We start from the raw sequence: 12,100 nt of genomic DNA on the forward strand, positions 1-12,100 counted from the left end.
GTTCTTCACGATGCTCGCCGTTCGCCGAGGACGTTAAATTGCGTTTGAAAAATTTGAAGTCTCTGAAAATTGTGACTGTGAACGGGGTGGAAGTTCGCCTGAAAGACCTGGTGAAAACTCTCTCTCGATATACAACGGCGGTTGTGGTGGTGAACGACGATGACATCTATCGAGTTAGTTTGCGAGGTAGCGGAACTCTTCTCCACCGAGACGGCTCGTTCTACCTAGCTTGCTGTTACCATCAGGTACGAGATTGCGACCTACGTAACGTCGGAATTTTTCATGGAGATGAAGCTGTCGTGGTCACATCAAACACGGTTTTATATTCCGAAAAATCAAGCGATTCTGACTTCCATGATTTGATGCTCTTCGATTTCACGGAGACCGTCAAACGCAACCCCAATCTCAAACACAAGTTTTTTAATTTTAAGAAGATTGCACCAAAAGGCCCGCTACAATACACTGCTTTTCTGCAGGTGTCTGGTTACGTTTCGCAATACCAAGAATATGATCTGGGTGAAAGAAACCATTTAGGCCTAGCTAGATCGAATATAATATGTCGGTTGAATAGGTCATCTAACGACCATTCACTTCTTGTTATTTCGCCAGCCGAAAAGCCTCTTGATTATGACCCCGATGGTCTCAGTGGGGGAGCAGCTTTTACTGTGCAATTTGTCGACGGAAAAGCCAATGTTTTCTTTGCTGGCATTGTCACAAGGGCCGGCAAGCGAGACATTCACATTCTCAAAAGTGGATACATCCTCTCTATGATGAAGCCTTAGACGACCTGCGAAAGGATGGACCCGGCGCGAATAATGAACGGATAACCGAAGGTAAGATTTCGAGCTTTTTGGAAAGACAACTGACTTCGAATACCGAAACAGTGTGCGCCAGCGTAGTATCTTGGACACTTGCAATGCTACGTTCGTCGCCTTCGCCTGCGTTCGTTGGCCACAGGTGGGGTGACAGATGCTCCGCTTGTTGTGACACTTACACGACGATAACGCCTCAGATGCCAGACGGGTGTTGTGGAAATATTATGACGGACTTACGCTGGGTTGAGCGCGAGATTCGCGGCAGGGCAGTGATGGGCAAGAGTTTGAGTGAAGAAACGAAATCCGATGACGCGCGCATTGTCCACTGGGCTACGCGTTCAGACATATCGCCTTTGAGATATCCAGGCGGAAAGCGTAAACTCGCCCCCTTCATCGCCGACTTGATCGCGAAATCAAATGTTCGACCCGAGCTGTTCGTCGAACCGTTTGCCGGCGGCGCGTCCGTTTCCATATCGTTGCTCGAGGCGGACTATGTCGACACTATCGCGCTTGCCGATGCCGACCCCCTTGTCGCCTCTTTTTGGAAGACCGTGTTCTCGCCAGAAGCGGACAAGCTGGCCGATATGGTCTACGACGCGAAAGTTACATTGGATGAATGGGTGCGACTCAAGCATTCAGAAATGAAAACGGAGCTGGAAGCCGCATTCAAATGCCTGTTTTTGAACCGGACAAGCTTTTCTGGTGCCCTTCATCGAAAAGCTGGCCCGATCGGAGGAATGTCCCAGACCAGCGACTACAAAATCGACTGCCGCTTCAACCAACCAAAGATCGCAGAAAGGCTGTTGGAGCTATCCCGCCTGCGCCACCGCGTGCGCTTCGTACGCAACGAGAGCTACAAGAAGACGATTCGAGATATCCGCCGTACGGCGACGTTCCGCAACAATCCCCAAAGAGTGTTTTGGTATCTGGACCCGCCTTTCTTCGCCAAGGCGGACAAGCTCTACAGGCATCATTTCGTCTCTGCCGACCATGAGGAGCTTGCGGCGGCGACGTCCGACATTCCAGGCAGCTGGCTTCTTTCATACGATGACCACCCAGAGGCGTCTCGTCTTTACGGGACCCACTCTGGATACGCACTCGTAAACCTCCAGTACTCCGCGCGCATCGACGAAAAGCAGCGTTTAGTGGCCAAGGAGATCATCGTCTCCAACGTTATCGCAAATCTTCGTGAAACGGGCGCTTTGAAAGATACAGCTGAAATCCTTCAGATACCTCGCCGCCGGCAAAACGCCTCGTCTAACATCGAGGTGATTAAACGTTACCTTGCGACTGGATAAGACGAATGACCAACGGCATGCTCGACAGGATCGCGGCTGGCACAAACCCTCTCACAGCTCTACTAGACGAGAAAACGGGATCGAGTCTGGTGGGGCACACCATCCACACCTCCTATGACACCGCCATCGTCATGACAAACGACAGGTGGCGCGAGGGTGCCGGCGGCATCCCCATGAACAGCTATCTATTGGCCTGCAGTGCCGATCCCGAGAAGATGGTCAGCGCCAATGTCATCGATAAACGCATCCTTCTTCTACGGGTTGTCGGACGCGCGGAACTCGCAACAGACCGCGACATGGTCAGGGCGATCATGGAGCATTTCCAGGACAACCCCGCGACGAAGGACCCCGCGTTCCGCATGGACGAGCCCGTTTCGTTCTCGATGCTCCAGTGGAGCGGCGTCGAATGCAAAGTCTTGGGCACATTCTATCAGGACGCGGCGTCGGCATTGAATTTCGGCGCTGACGCCGAGGACTTTTTCGCGGCCCGCCATATGACCGTCAGGAAGCCGGGGGCCGCGGCGCTTTCGATCATCGTGAATTTCGTAGACCCCATCCGCAAGGCGAAGGCCGAGAAGGACGCTATCGCGCTCGGCATGAAACGCGCGCCCGCAGCTTTCGAAATAGGGACGGTCAGGTTCACGTCTTCGAACCAGCTCGCGCTAGGTGCAGGACAGCCACCTGTCGCGGTCAAAATATTCCCCGGTGATTTCCTTGCCCGTCGAACCGCCGTATTCGGGATGACGCGCACAGGCAAATCCAATACCACGAAAACGATGGTTTCGGCCGTCGCGCTATCGGCATTCGAATCCGATTCACCCGTCGGCCAGATCATCCTCGACATCAACGGCGAATACTCAAACGCCAACAACCAGGATGGCGGAAGTTCGATCGCCGATGTCTTCGCAGACAACACCGTGCGATACCGAATTGGCGCAAAAACGGGGTTTAGAGACATCCGGGTTAACTTCTTCCAGAACCTGTCGGTAGGACATCAGTTCATTGCCGATAACCTGAACGCCGACGGAGCTCAGCTCAACGACGACCTCAAGACCTTCTCGGCCTGCGATTTCCAGGAACCGGACAGATCGAATCAAAGTGCTTATGGTCGGTGGATGAGGCGGGTAGCGCTTTATCGGACGATCCTGGCCGAGGCCGGGTTCGAGTATCCCGATGGGTACCACATCGAATTCGACGCTGGAAAAGACGCTCTCGATAAGCTTTTCACGCATGTGATTGGCGACGAGGAACGGGCCGCTTACACCAATGCTGACGCCCGCGTCGGTGCTGTGATCCAGCACTTCGGACTTACTGCGCACGGTTCCGGTTTTCGAGTTACACCGAAGGTCTCTGCCCGGTTTTGGTCGAAGGTCAGAGAAATCGAACGCAGCATCGAAGGCGGGATACAGCGCAAGAAGGACGACAAGTGGTTAAACACCGAGGACCTAGCCATGCTCGCCGTCCTCGTCGGGCGGTCAAGCAAAACCGACGGTGCCATCAGAGCTTTGAATGCGCTCAAGTCGGCCGCTGGCGAATTTCACTCCCCCTACGGATCATCCGACATCTCAAGCGAGATTTACGAGTTGTTGGCACAGGGGCGGATAGTCATCGTCGACCTGTCGGTCGGGAAGCCTTCGATCCGCGAGACAATGGCCGAGCGCATCGCCAGCGGCATATTCAACACTTCGTCCGCGAAATTCACCTCAGGAATATCCGCTCCCCGGATCGTCCTCTACGTCGAGGAGGCGCACAATCTGATCGGCAAAAAGGCCGACCTCAACACGACATGGCCGCGGATCGCCAAAGAGGGTGCCAAGTACGGCATGTCGCTTGTCTACGCGACACAGGAGCCGTCTTCGATCCACCCTAACATCCTGTCGAACACTGAAAATTTCTTCGTGACACATCTCAATAACGACGACGAGATCAAGACGCTCTCCAAATACTACGATTTTGAAGACTTCGCGCCGAGCCTCAAGCGTTGCCAGGACGTCGGATTCGCTCGGATCAAGACGCTGAGTTCGAACTTCACGACGCCGACTCAGATAATGCTCTTCGACCCGACGATCGTCGGCGATAGGTACGCTCGCGTAAAGACGGCGGGTTCCAGTTGGTTCTCCCCGCTTCGCGAGGTGGCGTGAGATGCCGTATAGCAACGAGCGCGCGACAGCCAGCGGCGGTTTCGATATCTTGAACGACCCCGACGTCAAGCTCTTCATTGAGTCTGTGCAGACCGTAAGGGATCATGGAGATCGTATCAACTTCATACGAGATCATCTGATCGACGTGACGGACCGGGTCCATGACATAGACGGCGGCGTTATTATGGCGAGCGATGCGTCGCCCTATGAATCCGTTGTAAAGAAGGATTTTCCTTCGATTCGCGTTGGGGTCATCAAATTCTCCGAGGTACTCATCCTCGTCAACGACTACAAGAAATTGAGGGACCGCAACACGCCGTTTGTGGACCCTGTTGCAGTCGCCCAACTGAAAAAGCAGTCCAGTCAGAGCAAGGTCATATTGCCTGGCGCGGGCATTACCCACGCAGACTATCCGAAGGCAAAGTCCTTCTTTCGGGCAACGGTCTTCAACGACATCTTCAAGGCCGACCAGTTCAAATACGACAACACCACACTTTACGACACTTTTGTCGAATTGTTGCGCAGGAGCGGCAAGCGAGACAACTTAGCAGATGGGGCCCAGCCTTATGGCGATGACGCTGTTGTTCTGGGGTCGATCGTTACCCGCGACGGCAAGGAAGGTATCGAGTTCAAAAACAAATCCCCCGTCGACGGCGCGCCGCTGCGCGAAAACCTTTTTGTTCCGATCCATCCTGGATACGTCGATATCGGAGGCGATCCGGCCCAGCGCGTATACGTCACGGACTCGTTGAGGGTTCAAGAGGTATTCAACGAGGAGGGCGGCAACACCGAGTGCTTCAACCGTCTCATGTCGGTCCTCGAACATCTGCGCGTCATCCATCTGATTCATTGCGCCTTCAAAGCCGACCTGTCGATCGTCGCGAACATGAACTTCATCGTCGACGGACCTCTGGCTATCTTCGGGGAGGCCGCGCGCTTCCATCGTAGTATCATGTCGCTTCTCCACGACATCCGGGCGGAGTGCCGTAAAAAAGGGCTTCGGGGACCGCTGGTCATGGGCATTTCGAAGACAGGAAAAGTGGTGGAGCATGCCCAGTTGATAGAGCATCTTCTAACCAAAGACTCCGACGGCAAGCCCATGGATGGCACATATATTTTGCCCGTGACCGATGCCTATAGGACGACCTTCATCGAGCCCGACAAGGTTGAGACGGGGAGCAACTTCGGCGACGAGACCTATTACGGCCAGACCTTCCTGGTCAGGACATCACGCAACAAGGTTTTCGACGTCACTCTAGCCTATCCGTTTCCGAGAAAAGGCATCCGTGACGGCGTGCCATTCAAACGCGCCAAGGTCGACCTCCAGAATTACGGAGAAGACATTGCGCATATGGTCTCGGTGATAGAAATGATGCAGACCGACCTCTTCCAGAACGCCCTGATCCCGATTCATCTAGCTCATCGGTACGCGTCCATCGCGCACTCTCCGGGTGGCAAGTCCCTGGATCGATTCATCCGGGAAATCTTGGCGAATAAGGAAGCGGCATGATTGCGAGATAGGTTGAAAAGCAATTTCCTGTTGAAAGACATCTTCCAATGCCTTCAATGCCCGGTCTCATGAAGAGAACCGGATTGTCTTACGCTTCGGCATTTTCAAAGTATTCGCTAAAGAGGATGGGGGTCATCGAGTCGTGATCAGAGAGATCGAGTTCGTTCAATATCGAAAGCTGAAGGATATAACCTTCAAGTTCAATGTGGGTGTAAATCTCATTTCGGGAACGAACGGGACGTGCAAATCGACCCTGATGCACTTGATCGGAAACTCTTATCAGGCGCTCAAACGCCGAAACGACCGCTTTCACAATTCATCCGCGACCATCTTACTTGGGAAATTCATAGACAAGCTCAACCCCAAGATCGAAACGATATCGAAAAGCGACAAGGCGACTTACAGCAACCCGGCAGCCGGCACGGTGGGAACGCTTTTCACCGTAAAATACATCGACGGCTCCGACATCTCGTTTCGAAGACACAACTCCGTGGAAGAATCCGAGAAGAAAAACTACAGGTTCTCGATCAAGCCGCAATACGGCAGGAACAAGAAGGATCGCCTTCCTCTTATGCCTGTGGTTTACCTGGGCCTGTCGCGACTGGTTCCTTTTGGCGAGCTCAACGACAGCGTCGAAATCCAGGAAACGCAAGAACAGTTGCCTGACCACATTCACAAAGCCTTTGTGGAGCAATACGCCTCGCTGACGCGCATGGAGGTCGTGAATACCCTCCACCAGAATATTAACGGCGTCAAAAAGCGCAGTGACTTCGCGACCAAAGTCGAGGGCATTGATTCCAACACCATTTCGTCTGGCGAAGACAATATCAGCATCATCTTGACGGCGCTGAACTGCCTCAGGAATGTCACTGAAAATGTAGCTGCCGGCAAAGACAACAGGTCGAAGGAGTACTGTTGATCGATGAGTTCGATGCGACGCTGCATCCTCTCGCTCAAAAGAGGCTGTTTGATCTGATTGTGGAATACGCGGACAAGTATCGCATTCAGGTGTTTTTCACGACCCACAGCCTCTACATTCTCAAGTATGCCTATCGGTTAAATCACAACATCATCTATTTGGTCGATCAGATGGACAGCGTCAGCGTGATGGACGAACCCAGCCCGACCCAGATTGAGATGCACCTGAGCGGCCTTCAAGGTACGGCGGTCTACCAGAACGTCTTCATTCCCGTTTACACGGAAGACGCCGAGGCGCGCTTTTTTCTGGCACAGCTGTTGGACTACATCAGTAAGACTCTGGATACCGGCTTTGCCGCGGCGAAAAACCTCCTGCATTTCGTCGATGCGAGCATCGGCTCCGACGCACTGAAAAGCCTTTTCTGCGATCTCAAGGTAAACCAGTCTTCGATGCGTGCCATCTGCATCCTCGACGGCGACCAAAACAAGGACCTCAAACATCACATCATCGCTTTGCCTGGTGGCGCACCGCCGGACCGAGTATTCTCTGAATTCCTGCGAAACCTGATTTCCGACCTCATTTACAAGTCGTTCTGGCTCGAGGTGCAAGACTTCGGATATTCCAAGGTGACTGCGGCCGACGTTCTGCAAGATTTCGACGCCATCGCCACCAAGATTGCGCAGGCGAAAGAGCGACAGGAATCTACCCATGGCCTGCAGCGGCAATACAGCAAAGTGCACTTCAACAAGCACAAGGAATTCTATGACTTGGTCATCAAGGCCTGGCTGAAAAGCGACGCGAACCAGGAAGCCATAACAGGTTTTCGAAACGACCTTTTCGCGGTCTTTAAAAAGACGGCACCGTTTCACTCGATCGACGACAGAATTTGGCCAAAGCAAGTCGCCGCGAATGCAGCCTAAAGATCGGCGCAATACCAACGGTTAATTTTTATGGGCCCGAAGCGGTTTCGGAGTTCAAGAGGACGTCGGCGACGATCTTGTCAATGCGCGAGGTAGTAGAAGGGCAAGGTCAAGCAGACGGTCAAGGAAGTAGCAAGGGTCGCGACGGCTCGACAGCTTTTGTTTACCATCATCACGTTGCAAACCCACATGTCACACCCATCCCAAGTGCGAGGGCCGTCTTCTGTATGAACAGGTGTTTCAATCGAAAGGCGGCATCTCGCGGCAACTGAGAAAGTCCGAGCCAGCTAAGGGCCCAGCGAAAGCCGTGAGCCGTCTTCCCTTGGAAGCTTCACGCACACACGCGCCCCACAGAGAAGGCTTTCCAGCCAGTCCGGCGCAAGGTCAGCGTGCGTTAATTGTCGATGACGCAAGCGCTTAATCTCTGGTTGTGTAGATGGTCAAAGGTATTTGACGTAAGGCCCACACCTGATCAAAGGTATTTGAGGAAACGGAAACGCTCAGCGCGCTTGGCGCGGCGGTTACTTGACCGCACCATCGAGATAGAGGTCTTCACCTCGTTGCAGCGGCGTGAAAGTGAAATCGTCTTTTCTCAAAAAGCGGTCGAACCAGCCCAAAAGATCGTCTGCGGTCGCCGAGTTGCGATAGCCGACCAGCTTGACGGTCAGAGGAGCACTGAAGGCTATGTCAAAGGCGGTGTCGCACTGGGTTGTACCAGAAAGCTGAACAGAAAACGTGCCGCCACCATCGTGACGGATGGAGATTTCCGCGCGAGAGAAGAACTCGTCGCTGTAAATGGTGATGAGGCCGGGGGCTTCCCACCAATCTTCCCTGGTCAAAGCGTTTGGAGTTCCTTCGCCCTGGAAATCTATCAAGATTTCTTCAAGGCTACGAAAATCACGGTTCTTAAAGCGCTTCAACGGAATTTTGAGCCACTGTGTATCCAGACCCGGATTCAACCACTGAGAGACGTCATCCTCGGGATCATTGTTGGGATCGAAGAAAAATTTCGGAGATTTCACTTCTAAATCCAGTACGACGTAGTCCTCCAGCTCCTGACCAGGCCAAGAGCCACTTGAGGCCCGCAAGGTGATGCGTGGCTCTTCGACTGAAAGGTCGAGAGGATGTTTCTGATAAACAAGTCTGAAATGTCTCATGCAGTTCTCCGGTACGAAAACTCTTCGCGGATTTCACAAGATAGCGGTTGATGGTATATTTTGTCATGGCACATCTTTCAGGAACAGACCGCTCGTAACTGTTGCTTCTCCCCGAAGCGATTGGCGGCTAGGCAGGGCCGGGCAGTCCGGTTCGCTTCAGAACGGCTGCTTCTTCCATAGCCAATCTGAAATCGACATGCCGCTTTCCACCTTTATTTCAAGCGCGGACATAGTCCTGCAATGACCGCTTCGGTCAATTTTTGTCATGCCAAAGAGCGCCAATAGGAGATATTGCAGCGGCGTGAAATTCGTTTAGCTTTTCTCGCATTGACGACCGAGAGGACATTGGTGTGGCTATGGGAAACAACTTTGTGGCATCATTGATCCCACATGACGATGGCGCAGCGAAGCATTTGCCAGGGATGGAAATGCCGGATGTTACATTGGCAGCAACCGACGGCACGACTGTCGACCTTAGAGGGCCAGGTCTGTCCGTTGTATATGCCTACCCACGCACCAGCCCGCCGGGTGGCAATGCGATTGACGGATGGGATGCCATACCCGGGGCTAGAGGCTGCACACCTCAATCTTGCGCTTTTCGCGACCATTTCGCGGAGCTGAAGGGATTAGGGGCCAGCCATCTTTTTGGCCTTTCGACGCAGACGAGCGAGTATCAAAAAGAGGCTGCAGAACGGCTTCACTTGCCCTTTCCATTGCTTTCCGATCATTCACTTTCTCTTGCGAAGGCCCTTAGCCTGCCGACGTTTGAAGCGGGTGGTTTCACCTTGCTCAAAAGGCTGACGATGATCATCGAAGATGGCAGGATCAGGCATGTCTTTTACCCTGTAGACCCGCCTGATAAAAACGCCGATGCAGTGATCGCCTAGTTGAAAACAAACTATCATCCGAAAGCACATGGATGAGTGTTTTGGCCAATTGTGGCGTCACTCCTCGTAGCGGAATACAGTATCCAGGCTATGCAAATGAATAGGTGCCTTCGTATGCCGGCAATCTATCTTTTGCGCCACGGCGAAACCGTTTGGGGGCTTACTACTCCCTAACTGAATATCATGCGCAAATATCGCTCGGAGTGAGATCGCCGGGACAGCCTCGAGCCAGTGGGAGACATGGGTCTACCTGTCAGTTATGGCCATGTTTCCACCCCTTGTCAGCTCTTCGAGGCAACCGACAATGGCGCTGAAAGCGGACCTTGTAGATTGCCGCCGTCTTAGGATCATATTTGTCGCAGGTTTCGGGGAGACTGTTCAAAAACTCTGTGGAATGGTCTCCCCAAAGAGTTTGGGGCGATCCTAGAATTTCTGCTTCAGGGGCAGCCTACTGGCCCAGTCGTGCCAGTAGGCTGCGACGGTTGAGGTTTGCTTTACGATATGATCAGCAGTCGACGGGGCGGGCCACAAGTCCAATTGATAGCTATCTAACGGGATGTCATCGATATTGGTGTTCAGTTCGTTGGCCGCCTGCATCGCCCGGCCTTGGTACCGCGCCCGATAGGACCCGGCTGGCACGGCCATGCCCACCCCTTCATCGGCTGCCCATTCCAACAAGGTAATTCCCCCTTTGGGTGCTTGAAATGAGACTTCCACAATCTCTTCCCAACTTTCATCGATGCCGGGGTCTGCATCGAACAGGTTTATCGTGATGCCGACAATGCCTGTGTGCAGGCCGGTCATCAGAAACAATATTGCTGGCTTTTGTGCCCCGCACAGGCCATTGCGCTGGCCAACAAAACAATCGTCCATGGCCCCGTCAAATGAGCCATCCAGTTCGATATAGGCCTGTCCGTATTGGACCTCGACATTTCCTGCAAACAGTTCGGTCACGATATTTGTCCGTTTCCTCTGGCTATTTTTGAGCTTCACTCCACTTGGCTGGAGGGTACTCCTTGATTTCAACTGTACCGCCGGTGAACGCGATCATAACCCGAGCGCAAACTAAAGGCAGTGTTTCCGACCTCGGAATTCTTGTGGCATTTGCTACACAATTCCGTACGAATATGCACACGTGAGGAAATGGGTGTCGCGCGCACAGAGGGAAAATTACGCGGCGAGAAGCGGAAGCTTTTCGATCGCCAACAAAAGGAACTGTACCACATGTACGACACCGGCGACCACTTGATCAGCACTCTTACCGAGGTGTTTTCGATCTCGCAGCCGACAGTGTATGGGATGCCAGGACGTGAATTGGCGAGGCAGGCATGATTACCAGGCGCACTGCGCTTACGTACTTTGCAGGGGTATCTCTTGCCACGATTTTGAAGGAACGAGCTATGGCGGCAGAGTGGACAGCGGAGAGCTTCGAGGCTCACATCAGAGCTTTTTTTGATGACATCGAGGCAAAAGCGAATGCCGCAAGTTCGACATCCCAAATTGGTCCGTTGCGAGATCAACTGAACCGGGAATGGCTTGGTGCCAAGCCCGGGGCCTTTCTGCCACCCGACATGTTCGATCAGCTCAGAGCGCGGCTCGGAGTGGTCGAGGACGTTCTGACCGACCGCTTTGTCGCACTGAGGGGTGCCGGTGGCACCACTCAGGCAGATGAGCGGATCGTCATCGAGCGCGATGGCCCGGTGACGGCGACATTCTTTTACGCACGGCACTATTTGAACAAGGATCAGCCATGGGATGACACTGTAGCCCAACAGACCATCCAATTGACAGAGGAACGACTTGGGATTGAATTTCCACGGAGCCTGCGTGATCTCTACACTCTCCAAAATGGAGGGCATACCGACTTTTACCTGTCCAGCACCGAGAAAACGCCACCCTATGAATTTGGTGGTTCATCGCATGCGGATATCGATGATGCCTATGACATCTGGTTCTCGGCGCTTCCGGGCATGGACATCACGCCCCTTCAAAGCCTGCAAACTCTCGGCAGTTTCTCCGATACGATAGATTTCGGTGAAGTGGATGACGCTTGGCGCAGCTATATTCCCGGCATAGACCGTCTCATACCAATCAGTAGTCATGGCTCGGACACTTGGCTCTGCCTCGACTACCGCAAGGGCAGCACGGCCCCCAAGGTCGTACTTTTCGACGACACCAAAGGTGAGCGTTCTGGCAAAAACATGTTTGCTTATGAAGCTCCTGACTTCGCAAGTTTCTTCGCAGGGCTCAGACGCCACGCGATTACGATCGAAAATGGCCTGAGAATGCGTGGTTTACGCGCGCTTGCAGAAGGCAGGTAAGGATATCCCTCGAGATTTGTGTGTGCCGGGAAATACTCTGTAGAGTCCCCTGGAGGCTAAATGACCGCTACGCGATGGTGCCATATGGCACTGATAAGCAGGGTGACCTGCCACTGAAGTTTCATCCGGCTG

10 protein-coding genes are annotated in these 12,100 nt (G+C 53.3%); 8 read left to right on the top strand and 2 right to left on the bottom strand.

Features of this window, described 5'->3' with window-relative positions:
• Positions 1-38: 38 nt before the first annotated feature.
• From L904_RS16865 to L904_RS16890, 6 genes are all read left to right on the top strand, one after another.
• Complete coding sequence (locus tag L904_RS16865; protein ID WP_155272900.1) at positions 39-782, top strand: hypothetical protein; 744 nt, start codon at positions 39-41, stop codon at positions 780-782.
• A 257-nt stretch (positions 783-1,039) separates the two neighbouring features.
• On the top strand, positions 1,040-2,113 hold the full coding sequence (locus L904_RS16870; protein WP_245285049.1) for a DNA adenine methylase: 1,074 nt from the start codon (positions 1,040-1,042) through the stop codon (positions 2,111-2,113).
• Positions 2,114-2,118: 5 nt separating this feature from the next.
• Positions 2,119-4,254, top strand: coding sequence for an ATP-binding protein (locus L904_RS16875; RefSeq protein WP_051671915.1), 2,136 nt, complete (start codon positions 2,119-2,121; stop codon positions 4,252-4,254).
• Between the two features lies 1 nt (position 4,255).
• The gene (locus L904_RS16880; RefSeq protein WP_035263848.1) at positions 4,256-5,764 is read left to right on the top strand and encodes a hypothetical protein; all 1,509 of its coding nucleotides are present in this window, start codon (positions 4,256-4,258) and stop codon (positions 5,762-5,764) included.
• Between the two features lie 142 nt (positions 5,765-5,906).
• A complete protein-coding gene (locus tag L904_RS16885) occupies positions 5,907-6,683 on the top strand; it encodes an ATP-binding protein (RefSeq protein ID WP_059775508.1) in 777 nt (258 codons plus the stop codon).
• On the top strand, positions 6,680-7,603 hold the full coding sequence (locus tag L904_RS16890) for an AAA family ATPase (RefSeq protein ID WP_059765516.1): 924 nt from the start codon (positions 6,680-6,682) through the stop codon (positions 7,601-7,603). The genes L904_RS16885 and L904_RS16890 overlap by 4 nt, the downstream gene beginning before the upstream one ends.
• A gap of 521 nt (positions 7,604-8,124) precedes the next feature.
• On the opposite strand, the gene L904_RS16895 is transcribed toward L904_RS16890, so the two are convergent.
• A complete protein-coding gene (locus L904_RS16895; RefSeq protein ID WP_035263853.1) occupies positions 8,125-8,760 on the bottom strand; it encodes a hypothetical protein in 636 nt (211 codons plus the stop codon).
• 356 nt (positions 8,761-9,116) lie between these two features.
• On the opposite strand from L904_RS16895, the gene L904_RS16900 reads away from it, so the two are divergent.
• Complete coding sequence (locus tag L904_RS16900; protein ID WP_035263855.1) at positions 9,117-9,647, top strand: peroxiredoxin; 531 nt, start codon at positions 9,117-9,119, stop codon at positions 9,645-9,647.
• A 423-nt stretch (positions 9,648-10,070) separates the two neighbouring features.
• On the opposite strand, the gene L904_RS16905 is transcribed toward L904_RS16900, so the two are convergent.
• Positions 10,071-10,601, bottom strand: a complete 531-nt coding sequence (locus tag L904_RS16905; protein WP_035263877.1) for a hypothetical protein — start codon at positions 10,599-10,601, stop codon at positions 10,071-10,073.
• A 446-nt stretch (positions 10,602-11,047) separates the two neighbouring features.
• Here L904_RS16905 and L904_RS16915 point away from each other — a divergent pair, with 446 nt between their 5' ends.
• Positions 11,048-11,968, top strand: a complete 921-nt coding sequence (locus tag L904_RS16915) for an SMI1/KNR4 family protein (protein WP_196248074.1) — start codon at positions 11,048-11,050, stop codon at positions 11,966-11,968.
• Positions 11,969-12,100 lie beyond the last annotated feature (132 nt).

Source organism: Agrobacterium sp. LY4 (assembly GCF_001526585.1).
Lineage (GTDB): Bacteria > Pseudomonadota > Alphaproteobacteria > Rhizobiales > Rhizobiaceae > Agrobacterium > Agrobacterium leguminum.